Here is a 16,993-nt window from a genome sequence, read left to right as displayed (position 1 = left end):
GTTCGCCGGAGCGCCTCGATCACGTCAGGGTCAGATGGCGCAGTTGCCACCGCGCGTGTTGCAGAGGCGTCCGTCCTTCGTGGTGTAGTTCCGGCCGGGGTCGACCGGCGCCGGAGCGGGCACAGCAGGTGCGGCCGGCGCCGGCAGGCGAACGGTGTCGCGGCTGATCGGGCCGATGAAGTTGTGCGACACGGCCGGCCGCGGCGCCCGGGCGAAGCCCGGCTGAAACGGCCCGATGAAGTTCCACGGGACGTACCGGGTGGGCTGGACCCGCGCGGCCGGAGCCTGGTCGCCCGCGGGCGGATCCGGACATGCCGCCAGTTCTGCCCAGTCGCAGCGCACGTGGTGCCACGTTCCCACCGCCAGCGCGGTCTCATCCACGATCGTGCCGGTCCGGCCGGCCGTGTTCGCGCCGAGCATCCACTGCGTGGGTGTATGCCCAAGCTGCCCCTGCCCGGCCGCGAGCCCGGCGATCTGCCGGTCCGCGTGCGCCTTGGTGACGGTTCCCAGGGCACGTGGTTGGTGCTTGGCCAGACCCTGGGAATACCTCATCATGTCCGCGGCTGTGCGCGCCGTCTTCGCCGCGCCCACGACCAGCTTGCCGACGACGGGCACGGCCCCGAGGATGTCGGACCCGCAATCGGCCCAACTGCCATTACCCGAGCAGTTGTACGCGGCGTTGATCGCACCGGTGACGACCGCGGCGACGGCGATCGCCAGGCCGATCGGGGTCGCGACGCTCACCGCCACCGCCGCGAGGCTCAGGGCCGGAGCGAGCCACTTGGTCACCTTGGCGACCTTGGTGAACGCGTCCTTGAACCACAGGCCGGTGGGGTCCGAGAAGGTCACCGGGTTGTTGTTGCTGTAGGTGTATCCGTGCATCTGTTGGGGGTCGGTCAGGTCCTGGATCGGATCCACCGAGATGAACCGGCCGGTGCCGGCGTCGTAGGCGCGGGCGCCGAGCTGGGTGAGCCCGGTGGAGGCGTCGATGGTGCCGCCGACGAAGCCCTTCTCGCCGGGCCAGGTCGCCGCGGTGCCCCGCGGTGCGCCGAAGGGCGCCTGCCGGCGGCGCACCACCTTCTGGGTGGTGTCGTCCACGGCCAGCTGGGAGGTGCCCTGGTGGTCGTTGGCCAGCCAGGTCACGCCCGAGCCGGTGCGCATCGCCACGGTGGCGTCGCCGTGCCGGTAGTAGCGGGTCGCCGTCTTCTTGCCGGTCGTCGCGTCCAGCCGCAGCTCCTGGCCGTCCAGGTAGAGCGTGCGGGCGGCGGGATCGCGGCGGATGAGGCGGTTGCCGTCCGCGTCGTAGGAGTACTCGGTCACCTTGTCGCCCTCGGTGACCTTCGCCAGCTCGCCCTCGGCGTCCCAGGCCAGGCTCTGGCCGGGGCGCTTGACGGTGTTGCCGGTGGCGTCGTACGCGTACTCGTCGGTCTTCGTGCCGGCCGGACCGGCGGTGGTGACCGCGGTGAGGTCGTGCGCGCCGGCTGCCGAGTACGCGTACCGCCGGACCGTGTCGCCGCTCGCGGCGTGCTGGGTCTCGGTGAGCCGGTTGCCGACCGCGTCGTAGCTGAACGACTGCCAGTACCGCGCCGGTCCGCCGAGGTCGCCGACCGCCGGATCGGCGTCGCAACCTCCCTCCGGCGTCCACGCGTGGGTGAGGCGTCGCCCGTGGTCGTATCGGAAACACTGCCGGTCAGCTTGACCGTCCTTCGGGATGTCCGCGACGGACAGCACGTTGCCGGACGGATCGTAGGTGTAGTGCACGTCGCTCTGCATCGGCTTGGGCAGTTCGGCGTCCAGGATGGTCCGGCTCAACCGGCGGGTGCTGTCCTCGTAGTAGTACGACTGCCACACCCGCTTGCCGTCGTCGCCGAGCTGGAGGCGCGCCAGCTCGCCGTACCGGGTGTATTCCGTGCCCGTCACATACCGGGCGGTGCCGGCTTCGTCGAGCCCGCCGGACATCGTTCGCATCGCGCCCCGGTCGTCGTACTCGAAGCTGACCGTCTCCTTGGGCAGGTCACCCAAAGCCGGCAAGGTCACGCCGGAAGGGCTGCCGTCGGGGTTGTAGCTGTAGTGCGTGGTGTAGGAGCCGGACAGCGTCTGCTCCGCCTCCGGAATCCCCACGGTCACCGCTGTGGGCTGGTAAAGCGGGGTGTAGCCGGCCACCTGGCGGACGTAGTCGACACCGTCCAGGTGCCGGACCGACGAGGCGAGGCGGCCCTTGCCCTTGGCCGCGGTGTCGTAGCTCCAGCCGGCGAGCGTCGTGTCCCCCCGCTTGACGGAGGTGCGCCGGCCGAGGAGGTCGTGGCCGTAGGTGAGCTTGACGTTCCGGGCATCGGTCGCCGTGACGAGCTGGCCCGCCAGGTCGTACTCCATCGTGGACTCTCCCTTGTCGGGATCGTCCACGCGGACCCGGTTGCCGCGCAGGTCGTACCCGTACCGCCAGGTGTTGCCGGCCGGGTCGGTGACCGAGGCGAGCCGGCCGGCCGTGGTGTACGCGTACCTCGTGGTGTCATGTTCGCCCGACGGCGCGTCACCGTGGTACTGGCGCAGCTCGACGGTCCGGCCGCGGGCGTCGCTGATCGTGGTGGAGGCGGTGCCGCCGGCCGGCGGCGTGACATGCACGCGGTCTCCGCCGTACGCGGTCGTGGTGCGCCACCGTTCGGACCCACCGCTCTGGAAGGTCTCGGCCACCGTGCGACCGACGCCGTCGAACCGTGTCGTGGCCAGGCCGGGCACCTCGGTGTCGCTGGCCACCCAGAGCGTGTCGTCGGGATCGGCGTCGTTGAAGTAGGACTGCGTGGTGCGGTAGGCCCGGCCCTGTGAGTCATAGCGGGTGTCGGTCAGCAGCCGGCCACCACCGTTCGCCGGCCGCTGTGTCTGCCGCGGTCGCAGCAGGCCGTCGTACATCGCCTTGCTGGTGACATAGTTTCCGTTCGGCCCGAGACTGGTGGTGGTGACCACGGACGGCGCGTCGTTGCGGATCAGGTAGGCGACCTTCATGCTGCCCTCGTAGTCGACCCCGTCGACGACGCGCGGCCGACTCGGCTGCCACACCTCCACGATCCGGCCGAGCGGATCGTAGGAGGTCTCCGTTCGCCGCTTGTTCGCGTCGACCGCGGCTGTCACCTGCCCCCACGCGGGCTGCATCGTCGTGGTCGTCGTGTGGCCCAGGGCGTTGGTGGTGACCAGCTGAGTCACCGGGCCGCCGGTCTCCGGCGTGTACGCCGTCTTCGAGACCCGGCCGAGCGCGTCGGCCCCTTCCACCACCCGGCCGTGCGCGTCGTATTTCGCCGTGGACGTCATGACGTACTTCCGGCCCTCGGCACCGGCCTCGGACAGGGTCTCGGTCCGGGTCGCGTTTCCGGTGACCGGCGCCGCCTCGAGGTCCTGACCGTCGTAGGCGACCCGGACGTCGCTGATGGCGTCCTTCGGGAACGACGCCTCCGTGCCGCAGTCGACCCCGACGGTCTCCGTGCGGTAGGGGAAGCTCAGCAGCCACTTGCCGGTGTTGCGGGCGTACCAGACGCGGGTGCACCGGTCGTCCGCCGCGGTCTCGGTGTCGCCGAGGTCGTTGGTGCGTGTCGACAGGCCCCGGTCGTCGTAGGTGGACTCGGTGCGGGTGGTGCGCCAGCCGCCGGCGGCGAGCGCCGTGTACGACTGGGTCGCGCCGTTGCGCACCAGGTACGCCTTCAACGACCCACGGGTCGCGGTCGGCCCCTGCCACGACGGTTCCTCGATCGTCTTGCTCACCACGCGGTCGGTGTCCCCGTCGTACGTGATCGACTCCACCGGGATGCCGTGCAGCCAGTCCTCGTCGGTGCGGGCCTTGCCCTCGCTCGGCTGGACCGTCACCGAGCGGGTGCCCGACGGCAGCTTGTCGCCGTGCATGCCGCGGTAGAACCGCTGCTCGGTCTTGCCGATCGGGCCGCTCGGGTCACCCGGTTGGCCGGTGCGCACCACCACCCGGCCGAAACCGCGGAACTCGTTCCAGGTGCGCTTGTCGTCCTTGGTGAACTCGGACGTGTCGTGGTGCCAGGCCGCGCCGTCGACGTACTCGTAGCTGGTCACCTGCTCGCTGGACGTGCTCAGCCGGTCCGACTGGGTCACGCTCGCCACGACGTACTTGTGGAAGTGGTCGGTGCGTTCCGCGTGGTCCTTCTTGGCCCAGGTCGCCGGATAGCACCGCAGCGTGTTCGACTCCGGCTTGGCCGGCATCGAGCTGCCCGCGACGCAGTCCGGGTCCGCATACCGAACCGACAGCACGCCTCCGGACTCCGACACCACGCCCGTGATCCGGTACCGGTTGAGCGGCGCGTAGCCGTCCACCTTGTACACCCGGTTCGGGAGCTTGGTGCCCTCGAACCGCACCGCGGGCAGGGCCGCCGTGCCGCCCACGTGGCCGGTGTGGGTGATGCCGGCGAGCCAGAGGCCCGCCTTCTCCCCGTCGCCCGGGTCGGGGTACTGGTGGTCCAGGGTCCACGAATCGACGTCCGTGAAGGCGCCGTCGGTGCCGCGGACCTGGGCGGTGACGCTGGCCAGCCGCTTGGTGCTCCAGAAGGTCGGCGAATAGTGGTCCTTGCAGGTCGCGGCCTCGCACCGGGCGTCGAGCGGCACGTCCGGCCAGTTGTCCTTCTTGCTGGGCGCACAGTCGCTGCCGGGCACACACCGGTCGGCCACGGTGAACTCGACGCGCCCGGTGGCGGGCTGGCCGTCCCGGACGCCGTACTCGATGCGCCGCAGCAGACCGCTACGCACATAGGGCACGGCGGTGTCCTTGAGGTTCATCCCGTACGAGTTGCCCTCCGGCTCGTACGTGTAGAGGATCTGGTTTCCGTGCCGGTCCACCACCTTGTCGAGGACCCACCGCCACGCCTGCACGCAGTGCGAGGAGTCGAAGGTGCCGCCATGACACGGCTCGCCCGCGTCGTCGCCGAAGACCGGCACGGTCCAGGCCGACTTCGCCTCCGGCCGCGAGCCGAAGAAGTACTGGGTGCCGTCGGTCCTGGTGATCTTCCAGTACTCGCCGTCGTTGTCGCCGTTGCCCGCGCCGGTCAGCCGCTCGATGCGCGACCCGTCGTCGCTCTTCGCGCGCCACTCGCCGGCGCCGTCGCAACAGATCAGCGGGCCGCCGCCACCGGGGTACGAGGCCGTCGCGTTGTCGCTGCGCCAGCACAGGTCACCCCGGCCGTTGTCGGCGTCCTCGGCGCATCCGCCGTAGACCCGCTCCACGAACCCCGGTGCCAGGTCCCAGCCCTCGCCCACCCAGGAGGCCTGATTGTTGGTGGCGCTCGTACGCCCGTCCACCGCCGACGACGCGTACGACAGCGCCAGGTCCGGCTCCAGCCCGCCCGGCGCCGGCGGCACCCGCAACGGATAGGACCAGCTGAAGTCCCCCGACTGGGCGGACACCTGCCAGGTCGACGACGGCGCCAGCGACGTCGCCGTGGGGGTTCCGCCGCCCTCCGGGGCGGAACCGCGGTCCGGCTGGTTGCCGGTCAGCGCGTTCCTGGCGGCCTGATCCGCAGGCCGGGAGGCCATGTCCTGCCGCTCGACCGGCGTCGACCGGGCATCCGGCAGCGGGACGGACGGCCCCGCGGCGGCGAGCGCGGCGTTCTGCTGCACGGCGAGATCGGCCGTGACGACCAGGGCCGCCGCCATCATCGCCGCCAGCACGCGGCGCATCGACATACGCGTTTTCACCAGACTCATCTCCCAGCTCACTCGAACACCGGCTCTTCGTTCGGGAACCCGATGAGCACGTAGCCGAGGCGTCGCTCCACCTGATAGCCCTCGCAGTCGTCCCGCAGCGACGTGTAACCCTCGCCGTTGATCCGGCAGGCGTAGAGCGCCCGGCTCGCCACGCCGTCCGGTTGTTCCGTCCAGATGTGACCGAGCGCCGACTGCACGGTCTTTCCGCCGCAGGTCGCGTCCAGGGACACGAACTGGTCGTCACCGTCTACGCAGCTGGTCAGCGGCTGGGTGCCGGGCCGGGCGGTCAGCGCCACCCAGCCGCTCGGGCCTTCCGCCCAGTGCCCGGGCGGCACCGCGGTGCTGCCGTCGAAGGTGGTGACGTGATCCCACGCCGGGCCGTAGTAGCGCGCCAGGGACGCGTACCCGAGCGTGTAGCCGAGCACGCCCTCCTGCTTCGCGCCACCGCAGCCGGGCTGCGACGACTCGAAGTGGTCCGGGCCGTTGTTGCAGCGGTACACGGCCACCGTGGGCACGTTCGTCGGCTGCCGGGTGTACACCCGGCCGATCTCGCCCACCACGGTCTGGCCCTCGCACTGCGGGTCCACCGAGGTGAACGCGTCGGCTCCGAAGAGGCACGCGTAAAGGACCCGGGTGTGTGGCTGCTCCGAGGGCACCAGCGTGCCGAGCGTCGACTCGAAGTGGTATCCGGCCGGCGGCTCCTCACTGGTGTGGCTGGTGTAGTGGTCACCGGCACCGTTGACGTAGCTGCCCAGCTGGTGGCCGACCGGCTTGCCCCAGGTCGCCCGCTGCCCGATCATCTTCTCGGTCACCATGCCGAGGTCGGTGTGCACCTCGTCGATCTCACCGGGGAAGAACTCGGCCGGCGCGCCGTCCACCCTGCCCCGCCCGACGGTGAAGACCCCGTCGCTGATCCACAGCGCCACGCCGTCCCGCGTCCCGGCCAGTTCGCCGTCGACGTACAGGCGGAGCTGGCGCGCCGCGTAGTCGTACACACCCGCGAGGTGCGTCCACTCGCCGGCCTTCGCCGGCAGCGGCGCCGCCGCGTAGACCAGCTCGGCGCCGTCGGCGTCCTGGGCCCGGGCGCCGAACACCCAGCGTTTCAGGTCCGGCCGGTACTGCAGGACGATGGCGCTCGTCCGCATGCCTTCCTGGGCCAGGACCGTGGCGACCTGGTCGGTGCGGGACAGCTTGGCCCACGCCGACACCGTGAAGCTGTCCCGGGTGTTGACCGCGGCGTGCCCGGCGGTGGCCGCGCCGCCCACGCCGTCGAGCCGCACCGACTTCCCGGTGACACCGGAGCCGAGGGTCGCCCCGCCGGACAGGGTCAGGTGGTTGTCGGTCCACTCGGAGTTACGGCCGGTCCCGTCGTCGAACCGCCAGAGGGCAAGGCCCACCGACGCCGCGTCGTCGTGCACCTTGCGCACCTCGCCGTCGCTCAGCGCCCGCGAGTAGGCCCGCACGTCGTCGATGCCGCGCGGGAAGAAGTCCACGAGCTTGGTGTCCCACTTGGACCGGCCGATGGTCAGCGGCCCCGTGCTCTTCCACACCGTGACGCCCACCTGGGCCGCGGACAGCACGCCGTTGACGTACAGCCGGAGCTGCCGCAGGCCGGCGTCGTACACCGCGGCGAGGTGCGTCCACCCGTGCGGCGACGCGGCCTGGGCCGAGGTGAGCAGCGTGCCGCCGGGCGTGCCGGTGTCCGTCTCCGGCACCCACACCGCCCATTTGTTGGCACCCGCGTTGTAGTGCAGCATGAACGAGCTGACGTGGGCACCGTCCTGGGCGACCACCGCCCGGTTGCCGTTGCCGGTCTGGGTCAGGTAGGCCCACGCGGTGACCGAGAAGCTGCGCCCGGTGTCCAGCGCCGGCCCGGCGGTTTCCGCATACCCGGTGGTGCCGTCCAGCCAGGCGCCGGCGCCCGTGCGCCCGCCGATCCAACCGGTGCCGCCCTTGAGCGTGGCCGGCAGCCCGCGGCTGCTGGAGTCGGCGGCCGTGGTGCCCGAGCCCTCGTCGAGCTTCCAGTGCCCGGCGTCGGCGGCCGGCAGCTTGTCCGGCCCGATCCGCGCCGGGTACGAGCCGTGCAGGCCCTTCACCCGGCCGTCGTCGAGGGCCCCGGCATAGACGCGGACGTCGTCCACCCGGCCCTTCCAGTACGCGGTGTGGGCGCCCCCCGCCTTGCCGCGGCCGATCTGCAGCGGGCCGGCCCCGTTCCACGGCGCGTTCAGCGTGCCGTCGCCGATCCGGGAGCCGTTCACATAGAGCCAGAGCTTGCGGGTGTCGGCGTTGTACACGCCGGTCAGGTGCACCCAGGTGTTGACGTCGGTCGGCTCGGTGGTCACCGCCGCCTTGGTCACCCGGCCGGTTGCCTGCTCCGGCATCTCGAACACCCAGGCGCCGTCCGGGCGCTGGAGGTCGTCCACCAGGTGCCCGAGCCGGAACTTGCTGAAGCTGACGTCGTCGCTACCCTCCAGCGCCACGGCGTCCATGCGGCAGCGCTCCACTGTGGTGAGATCGCAGTTGCGGTCCGGCAGGTACACCCAGGACGACACGGTGAAGTTCTGGTCGGTGCGGACGTCGACCCCGGTCGCGACGGCCGCGTCGTTGACGCCGTCCAGCTCGATGCCGTTGCCGACCCGGCCCGGCGCGAAGGTCGCCCCACCGGCGAGTTTCGCGGCGCGCGCGCCGGCGGCGTCCGACACGTTGCTGCCGCTGGACTCGTCCAGCCGCCAGTTGTGCGCCAGGGAAAGGTCGCGGCCGGCCATCACCTTGATCTCGTCGGCGAACAGCGGCCGGCTGTAGACGGTCACGTCGTCGACGGCCCCGGGGAAGAAGTCGACGCTGCTGTCGTTGTACCGGGCCCGCCCGATCTGCAGGCCACCGCCGGCCTTGATGTTCGCCTGGTGCGCGGCGGTGCCGGCGAGCACGCCGTTGACATAGATCTCCAACTGCTTGCTCTGCTTGCGATAGACACCCACCAGGTGGGTCCACACCCCGAGCTGGGCCAGGCCCGAACTCTTCGCCCGGTCTCCCGGAGCCTGCGGTTCGTCCGCCGTGGACCCGAAGAAGCACCAGTGGCCGTCCTCCATCACCTGGAGGAAGAACGCGCTCGCGTGGCTGCCGTCCTGCGACACCACGGTCGACCACTTGCCCGTCTTGTCGAGCCGGGCCCACGCCGCCACCGAGAAGCTCTGGCTGGTGTCCAGCACGCCCGGCGCGCTCACGTGGTCGTCGGCGCCGTCGAGCTGCACCGCGAGGTCACCGGCGTCCGGGTAGGTGGACTGGCCGGCCGCCCAGGCGGGCCCGCCCTGCAGCGTGCCGTGCAGCGCGCGCGCCGAGGCGTCCTGCGCCGTGCCGTCGAACCGCCAGGTGGCGGCCGGGACGCCGTCGCGGCCCACGATGCCTTCGATCTCGTCGCCGGCCAGCGCCCGGCTGTACACCCGGACCTCGTCGATCAGCCCGGGCCAGCGATCCACCTGGGCACCCGAGATCATCCCGCGGCCGATCACCAGCGGCCCGGTCGCGTTCCAGGCGCCGGCGACGTCGCTCTCGCCCGCGAGGGCGCCGTTGACGTAGACCCGGATCTTCTTCGCGGCCGCGTCGTAGACGCCCGCCACGTGCGTGGGCACATCCTGCTGGGCGGTGCCGGCCGGCGACGCCGCCCAGCCCGGCCACGGCGCCTTCGCCAGTTCCTCGTTCGGCATGGAGAACTGCCAGGAGGTGCCGCGCTGCTGCAACAGGAAGCCACTGTTCGACCAGCCGTCCTGGCTCACGAACGTGGTCGCGGCCCCCTCACCGGCGAGCCGGTCGGCCCGCACCCACGCGGCCACCGAGAAGCTCCGGTCGGTGCGCACGGCGGGGCCGCTGGTGGTCGCGAACCCCTTGGTCCCGTCGAACCTCGCCGCGCCGTTGATGAGGCCCTCGCGCACGAACACGGCGCCCGGCTGGAGCACCGCCGACTCGCCGCCCGGCGCCGCGTTCGCCGCGGTGGTGCCCTCCTGGTCGTCGAGCTTCCAGTGGCCGACCTGGACGTTCTCCTGGCTCACCGCGGCCCGGACCTCGGTGTCCGACAGCACCCGGTCGTACATCCGCACCTCGTCGACCATGCCGGTCAGCCCCTTGCCGACCGCCAGCGACCCGGCGCCGTGCCAGGACCTGTCGCGCGTGGCGCTGCCGGCCGGCACGCCGTCGACGTACAGCCGGACCTTCTTGGCGGCCGCGTCGTAGACGCCGGCCAGGTGGGTCCACTGCCCGGCCACCGGCTCCGCCGGGGCGACCACGAAGTCGTACTCCTGCGCGCCCGTCGAGTCCGCCTGCGGCATGACGAAGACGAAGCGCTTGCGTGATCCCTCGTAGTGCAGGCAGAAGGCGCACTGGTTGGCGCCCTCCTGCCGGACCACGCCCTGCCACTTGTCGTCGACCTTGTCGAGCTTCACCCAGGCGGTGACGGAGAAGCTCGTGTCGGTGCGCACGGTGGCGGCCGCGGTCATCTGGCCGCCGGTGGCGGCGGCGACCCGCAGCCCCATCCCGGCCGCGCCGGCCTGGTAACTGGTGCCGCCGGCCAGGGTGCCGTCCCGGTCGCCCAGGAACGCGGTGTCCCGGGTGTTGCCGTCCAGCGACCACTGCGCCAGCGGTCCGCTGCCGGCCCGCACATAGATCCGGTACGCCTTCGTCGGGCTGGCGTTCCCGGCCCGGTCGACGCTCTGCACGTACAGGGTGCGCGGCCCGTCGCCGGGCGGGGTGAGGGTGACGCTCGCCGGACCGCCCAGGGCGGACGCGTCCACCTTGGTGGACGGCGGATCCTGCCAGCCGTACCGGTAGTGGTCGATGTCCGGCACGCCGTCCGCGGTGAAGGTGAACGTGTCCGGCACGTCGACGCCGCCGTGCCAGCGGTTGTCATCCTGGTAGAGCGGCGCCGCGACGGTCGGCGGCTTGTCCACGCCGACCCGGTCGACGATGAAGCCAGGACCGCTGGCCCACGGGCCGCCGTCGTGGCCGTCGCTGGCCCACGCCGTCCAGGTGACGTGCTGGCCGTGGCGCTCCCGCAGATCCAGGTCGGTGCTGAAGAACGCCCCCGAACCCTGCCACGGCCCCCAGTCACGATGCTCGGACGACCCGCCGCCGTAGATGTCCCAGATCGGCCGCACCTGGTCGTTGTCCGGGTCGGACAGCCGCGTCTGCAGCCGGATCCCGGCATTGCCCACGTACGGCGTGCCGTCGCACCAGCGGCAGGCGCTCAGCGGCGGGTCGGTGCCCAGGTCGTACGGGGCGTTCGGGCGGGTGTTGTAGTTGACCACGACGTGCGTGGCGTACGCGTCGTACTTGCGCCAGGCGTACGCGTCGCCCTCGTTCTCCGCCTTGAGGAAGTACGTGGAGATGCCGGCGGTGTTCACGTTGCCCAGCACGTTGAAGCCGATGCCCTTGTTTCCTCCGCACCCGCTGTAATTGCTCGCCGCCTGCGCGGTGCCCACGTGCCAGCCCTGCGGCGCGTTGTTCCACGAGGTGCCGCCGCCGATCCCGGCGTTGGCCATGAAGAGCTGGTGGTTGCGGGTGTTGCAGCTGGGCCCGTACACGATGGTCGCGTTGAGGCCCGCCGAGATGATTTGCTTGCCGCTCAGGAAACCGGTGTCGAACATGAAGTACGAGCGCGCCGTACCGATGCCGTTGCAGCCCGCCCAGCCGCAGTAGCCGACCTTGGCCCAGCCGTCGACGTCGTTGCTCCCGCCCCAGTGCGTGCTGCCGGCCGCGCCGGAGAAGACCTTCGTCCAGCCGACGTTCCAGTACGTGCGCCAGTCCGGGTCCACCACCACCGGGTACTCGGTCTTCGGGCCGGTGAGCAGGGCACGGTCGGGCGTCAGGGTGAGCGAGCCGGGCGCCACGGCCACGCCCACCGCCGCCCGGCGCGGCTTGGCGGCGGCGTCCCACATCTGCGCCGGCGGCGTGCGGAACAGCGCCCGGCCCTTGGCGTCCTTCGCCTCCAGGACACCGGACCGGGACGCGCTGACCCGTACGCCCTTGGTGGTGAGTCCCAGCTTGATCCGGTGCAGGGCAGGGTTCTTCGCCGCCTTCGCGTTCTTGACCACAAGGTGGTGGGCGTATCCGTCGGCCTCGGCGCGGAGCATCAGGTCGACGCCCGGCAGCACCTCCGGGTACGTCGCGGTGGACCCGTCGACGACCGCGGCCGGCAGCCGGCCGGGCCAGCTGAGGGCGAGCCGCTCGCTGCCCCGCCCGTAGCGCACCAGCGGCGTCCCCTTGCCACCGCCGGAGAACTCGTACTCGGCCAATGCGACCCGGGGCACGATGACACCGTCGGCCCGGCGTACCAGGGTGGTGTCGACGTCGAGCCACTTCCCGCCCTTGCGCGCCCGCACCGGGCCGGCGCTGAGCGTCGCGGTCATCGTGCCGTCCGGCTGCGCGTCCACGACCCGGTTCGCCGTGGTGAGCTTGGCGATCCGCACGGCGGACCGCTGCGCCGCCGCGAGCCGGACCGCTGTGGGCGCGTCCGCGGCTTCCCGCACCACCGGCCCGGACGGCGGGCGCGCGGGTGGGGAAGAGGACGACCTCGCTACGGTCAACAGCGAAGCCGCCAGCACGATGAGCAGAACCGGGGCGATACCCCGGCGCAGGGCAAGATTCTCAGGCATGAGGCGCACGACACGGATCCTGGCAAAGACCGCTTTCACCCCGCTGTCTCGGCGCTGTCGCGCCACCGTCGTGCGGATGCCCCGGAGGAACGCGGTGATGGAACGGTGGGTCCGGAGTCCGCCGGGCTGAGTGTGACCCCGGCCCAGACCAGGACGCCGGCGGCGAGCGGGATCGCGACCACGTTGTAGCCGGCCCGCCCACCCCAGGTTCTGGATCATCTTGCGGTACGACGCCTTCGACAGGCGGATCACGCCGGTCACGGATCTTCTGTTCCGGTTCGGCGGCGAGGAGTTCGTGCTGGTTCCGCCGGGCGTATCCACGGACGAGGCCGTCGTGATTGCCGACCGGACGCGCACTGGCGCAGCGGGCGCTTACCCGGGCGGCCTTCCGGTGACGGTGTCGTTCGGCGCGAGCGGCATCCGCTGGAACCGGGTCAGCGGTGCGCCTTTTACGTTGTCGTGGTAGTCATCGACGGGAAGATCAGCGCCTCCGGCCGGCACAGCACGGTGATTCGATACGACAGGCCGACGTTGGACCAGATCTCGCCCCGCAGCGAGAGGCAGATACCGACCCGGTCGTCGTGCTCGGGGTGCTCGAAGAAGTCCGCCCGCGGGTCCGCGATCGCGCCGATCAGCCCTTGGGTGCCCTGCGTGGTGCCGGGCACCTGGAGCAGGCCGACGGCAACCTGGACCTCGGCGTCGTCGAGCGCGACGACGGTGTACCAGTGAGTGTCAGGCAGAAACAGTTGCGAGTCGACAGCGCGCCGCTGGTAGCGCGGTCCCATCATCCCGGATGCCGGGTCGGGGACATCGCCGATCCAGGCCGTCCCAGCGAAGTCGGTGCGCAGCCGCCGAGCGTCGGAGCGAAACTCCGTTACGAGCGTGTCGAGGCGTGGCTGGGCGGCGAGGTGCACGGATGCGTCGGTCACGATCGCACTCTAATCCGGGCCGCATTCTCGTTTCTGCCGCGGGTCGGCTCCGCACACCCGGCGCGGCAGAGCAGAGGGGGGTATTACCCTCCGCTGCATGACTGGCGATCGTGTGTACGGTGTGCGGCTCTTCATCCCAGGGACTGCGGCGACGATGGCTCAGTGGCAGGGCTCGCTCGGACGCTCCGGTCTGATGCTGGACGGCCAGTTGCTCACAGCGGAGACCCTCGGCTTTCGCGCGCTGGCGGAGTGGGTGGCGAACGACGGCTCGTTCGGCCAGGCGTTCAGTCACGGCACGATGTCGGTGGAGGAGCAGCGCGCCGTCGCCGGGGCGGGCAGCGCGTTGATCCTGGATCTGCCGCTGTACCTCGGTGCCGCGGCAGGAGAAGTGGCGATGCTGATCGCCGCGCTGGGCGACGCCGGAGCGCTGGGAGTGCGACTCGAGCAGTCGAAGCTGGGCTGGCCCATCACACGCTGGATTCAGGCTCTCGAGGGCGGCGACCCGTGGATGCTCTACCGCTGCGCCGTGGTGGTGCTACAGGACCACGGTGTGTCGCGATCCTGCGGCATGCACGCGTTCGGGTTGCCGGATGCGCAGGTCGAGGCCCCACCGGCCGAGGCCGACCGGCTCCTTGGCTCGCTCAACGTATATCAACTGGCGGAGGACCCCGTGCTGGTCAGCGGCGACACCTTCATGCCCGATTTGGAAACCCCTCGCCGCCGCCTGGAGCGCTGGCCCGATGACGGGTATCCGCCGGGCCACGCTTGCCACAATCCCTTCGGCACCTGGCGTCTGGGCACCGAGGGAGGCCAGGCGGATTCGCGGGGCGAACTGCGACCCGTATTCATTCCCCCGCTGGTGGCCCTCCTCGCCGCCGCCGAGGAAAAGGCCGGCCGGCGCCTCCGCCGCAAAGAGGTGGAGCGCCTCACCAGCGAAGGTACCTGCATGATGATGACCCACGCCGATGCGAAAGGCCTCGAACGCAGCCGCGGTCACGCAGACCTCGAGCCCGAGCTCGCCTGGAGGCAGTGGCAGGTCCTGCGCGAATCCCGGGCCTGACATCGCAGCGATCCAGCCTGCGCACCGTCGCGGTAACGACTCCCGACACTAGTGACGGAGCACCAGCGAAACGCGCCTGACCGGCGGATTGCCGGTCAGGCTGCGCGGCGGTCAGGCGGTCAGGCGGTCAGGTCGGCGAAGAAGGCGCGTACGTCGTCCGCGTACAGCTTGGGTTGTTCCGCGGAGAGGAAGTTTCCGCCGGCCGGCAGTTCCGTCCAGTGGGTGACCGGCGTCTCGCGCTCGGCGAAGCGGCGCACGGTGATGTCGGTGACGCCGAGCGCCACGCCCAGCGGGACCGTGGACTTCTCTTTCGGCGCCCATGCCGACGGGTCGTGCGCGGCCTCCCAGTAGAGGTTCGCCGATGATCCGGCGGTGCCGGTGAACCAGTAGAGGCTCACGTTGGTGAGCAGCAGGTCGCGGTCGACGGCGTCCTCGGGGAGGTCGGCGGCCGGGTCGGTCCACTCCTTGAACTTCTCCACGATCCAGGCGAGCTGGCCGGCCGGCGAGTCGTGCAGGCCGTGCGCGAGGGTCTGCGGGCGGGTCGACTGGATGGCGTTGAAGCCCAGCATGTCGTCCCGGAAGTTCTGCAGGCGGCGCAGCCGGTCCTGCTCGGCGTCGGTGAGCTCGGCGAAGTCGGCCGGGTCGTCGGAGGGAAAGGTGATGTGGCCGTTGACGTGCACGCCGATCACCTTGTCGGGCGCCTGCCGGCCCATCTCGATGGCGATGCCGGCGCCGCCGCCGGTGCCCTGCACGCCGTATCGCTGGTAGCCCAGCCGACGCATCACCTCGTTGAGCGCGGCGGCGCTGCGGGCGGGCGCCCAGCCGGTCGAGGTCAGCGGGCCGGAGAAGGCGACGCCCGGGTTGCTCACCAGGACGAGGTGGAAGTCGGCCCGCAGCGCCTCGACCACCGGCAGGTAGAGCGCGAACGAGCCGGGCCAGTCGTGGCTGATCAGCAGCGGCGTGGCGGCCGGGTTGGTCGAGCGGACGTGCGCGAAGTGGATGGTCTGCCCGTCCACCTCGGTGCGGAACTGGGGCAGCTCGTTGAGCCGGCGCTCGGCGGCGCGCCAGTCGAACTCGTCGGCCCAGTACGCGGCGAGGCCGCGCAGGTAGTCCACCGGGACGCCGCGGTCCCAGCCCTGGCCGGGGATCTCCGCACCCCAGCGGGTGCGGCGCAGCCGGTCGCGCAGGTCGTCGACGTCGGCCTGCGCGATCTCGATGCGGAAGGGGCGGATCTCGGTCATGACTGGCTCCCCACAGCTGGAACGGAATGCTTCGTTCCACATCAGCATAGCAGAGCGGAATGATCCGTTCCACTGCTAAGCTGACGGCATGACAAGTTCCACGGCGGGACGGGCCCGGCAGGCCGCGCGCAACGACGAGGCGATCCTGGCGGCGGCCCGGGAGGTGTTCCTGGCCGACCAGCGGGCACCGATCTCGGCGGTGGCCGAGCGGGCCGGCGTCGGCATCAGCGCGCTCTATCGCCGCTACCCCGGCAAGGAGGACCTGCTCCGCACGTTGTGCCACGACGGGCTGCTGCGCTTCATCGCCGAGGCCGAGCAGGCGGCCCGGGAGCCCGACGACTGGACGGCGTTCGAGACGTTCCTGCGTGGCGTGGTCGATGCCGACGTGCACTCGCTGACCACCCACCTCGCCGGCACGTTCCGGCCCACGGAAGCGATGCGCACCGACGCGATCCGGGCCGGCGAGCTGGGCACGGCGCTGTTCGAGCGGGCCCGGCCGGCGCTGCGGGCGGGCGCCGTGCCGGCCGACGTCACGATGGTGCTGGAGATGTGCGCCGCCGTCCGGCTGCCGGATGCCACCCGCACCGCCGAGCTCCGCCGCCGCTACCTGACGGTGCTGCTGAACGGCCTGCGAGCCTGCGAGGGGATGCCGGCGGACGAACTGCCCGGGCCGCCGCCCACCGATACGGAGCTGAGCTGGCGCTGGTCCGCAGCGCGATGAAGCGCAGTGCGCGCTCCTCCAGACTGGCGAAGATCAGGCGGTCCGGCTACTGCGGTTCGGCGGGTGTCGAATCATCGGTGACCAGTTCGCGTTGAGCGATGGCGACGTCGTGCCACGCACCGTTCTTCCATCCGATGCGTCGGTGGACACCCACCGACCGGAATCCCAGGGCTGTGTGCAAACCCAAGCTCGCGTCGTTGGGCAGGGTCATCTTCGCCACCGCGGTGCGATACCCGCGTTCGATCAGCCGGGGCAGGAGAGCCTGGTAGAGCGCACGGCCGGCACCGGTGCGGCGGCGTCCGGTCTGCAGGTAGACGCTGACTTCGCAGGACCAGCGATACGCCGGACGGACGGCGAACGGCCCGGCGTAGGCATACCCGATGACTTCGCCAGCGTGCTCGGCCACCAGCCAGGCGTGCGAGCAGGTGGCCACCTCGATGCGACGGGCCATCTCCGCCGTTGTCGGCGGCTCGGTCTCGAACGTGATGGCGGTCTGCAGCACATAAGGCCGGTAGATGGTCGCGCATGCGGCGGCGTCGCCCTGGTCGGCGGCCCGAATCGTCAACGTCATGTCACTATAGTAGTTGCCACGTCTACTATAGTGAAGACATGCCGGACTCCCTGACCACGAACCTCGCAGCCACCCTGCACGCCACTCGGACCGACCGGGGCCTGTCGGTCAACGCTCT

8 protein-coding genes are annotated in these 16,993 nt (G+C 71.3%); 3 read left to right on the top strand and 5 right to left on the bottom strand.

Annotated elements, in window-relative coordinates:
* Positions 1-30 precede the first annotated feature (30 nt).
* Together DMB66_RS38685 and DMB66_RS38680 are read right to left on the bottom strand one after the other, a co-directional pair.
* On the bottom strand, positions 31-5,700 hold the full coding sequence (locus DMB66_RS38685; protein WP_199752877.1) for an RHS repeat-associated core domain-containing protein: 5,670 nt from the start codon (positions 5,698-5,700) through the stop codon (positions 31-33).
* 17 nt (positions 5,701-5,717) lie between these two features.
* Positions 5,718-12,353, bottom strand: coding sequence for a LamG domain-containing protein (locus DMB66_RS38680; protein WP_125809101.1), 6,636 nt, complete (start codon positions 12,351-12,353; stop codon positions 5,718-5,720).
* A 220-nt stretch (positions 12,354-12,573) separates the two neighbouring features.
* On the opposite strand from DMB66_RS38680, the gene DMB66_RS62975 reads away from it, so the two are divergent.
* Positions 12,574-12,819 carry a hypothetical protein gene (locus tag DMB66_RS62975; RefSeq protein ID WP_199752876.1) on the top strand — a complete coding sequence of 82 codons (246 nt, stop codon included), beginning with the start codon at positions 12,574-12,576 and terminating at the stop codon, positions 12,817-12,819.
* Here the strand turns inward: DMB66_RS62975 and DMB66_RS38675 are convergent.
* Positions 12,803-13,282, bottom strand: coding sequence for a hypothetical protein (locus DMB66_RS38675; RefSeq protein ID WP_125809100.1), 480 nt, complete (start codon positions 13,280-13,282; stop codon positions 12,803-12,805). The genes DMB66_RS62975 and DMB66_RS38675 overlap by 17 nt on opposite strands.
* 97 nt (positions 13,283-13,379) lie before the next feature.
* Between DMB66_RS38675 and DMB66_RS38670 the strand changes: the two genes are divergently transcribed.
* On the top strand, positions 13,380-14,342 hold the full coding sequence (locus DMB66_RS38670; protein WP_125809099.1) for a DUF4261 domain-containing protein: 963 nt from the start codon (positions 13,380-13,382) through the stop codon (positions 14,340-14,342).
* 119 nt (positions 14,343-14,461) lie between these two features.
* On the opposite strand, the gene DMB66_RS38665 is transcribed toward DMB66_RS38670, so the two are convergent.
* Positions 14,462-15,583, bottom strand: a complete 1,122-nt coding sequence (locus tag DMB66_RS38665) for an epoxide hydrolase family protein (protein WP_125809098.1) — start codon at positions 15,581-15,583, stop codon at positions 14,462-14,464.
* A gap of 88 nt (positions 15,584-15,671) precedes the next feature.
* On the opposite strand from DMB66_RS38665, the gene DMB66_RS38660 reads away from it, so the two are divergent.
* Entirely contained in the window at positions 15,672-16,304 is a 633-nt protein-coding gene (locus DMB66_RS38660; RefSeq protein WP_125809097.1) for a TetR/AcrR family transcriptional regulator, read from the top strand.
* A 46-nt stretch (positions 16,305-16,350) separates the two neighbouring features.
* On the opposite strand, the gene DMB66_RS38655 is transcribed toward DMB66_RS38660, so the two are convergent.
* Positions 16,351-16,875 (bottom strand): GNAT family N-acetyltransferase, encoded by a 525-nt coding sequence (locus tag DMB66_RS38655; protein ID WP_125809096.1) that lies wholly within the window; start codon positions 16,873-16,875, stop codon positions 16,351-16,353.
* Positions 16,876-16,993 lie beyond the last annotated feature (118 nt).

Source organism: Actinoplanes sp. ATCC 53533, from assembly GCF_003947245.1.
This window is presented reverse-complemented; position numbering and strand designations above follow the sequence as displayed.

Excerpts from the sequence above, each read along its gene's own strand:
- DMB66_RS38680 (WP_125809101.1), bottom strand. The coding sequence starts at position 12,353 with ATGCCTGAGAATCTTGCCCTGCGCCGGGGTATCGCCCCGGTTCTGCTC.
- DMB66_RS38670 (WP_125809099.1), top strand. The coding sequence starts at position 13,380 with ATGACTGGCGATCGTGTGTACGGTGTGCGGCTCTTCATCCCAGGGACT.
- DMB66_RS38665 (WP_125809098.1), bottom strand. The coding sequence starts at position 15,583 with ATGACCGAGATCCGCCCCTTCCGCATCGAGATCGCGCAGGCCGACGTC.
- DMB66_RS38660 (WP_125809097.1), top strand. The coding sequence starts at position 15,672 with ATGACAAGTTCCACGGCGGGACGGGCCCGGCAGGCCGCGCGCAACGAC.
- DMB66_RS38655 (WP_125809096.1), bottom strand. The coding sequence starts at position 16,875 with ATGACGTTGACGATTCGGGCCGCCGACCAGGGCGACGCCGCCGCATGC.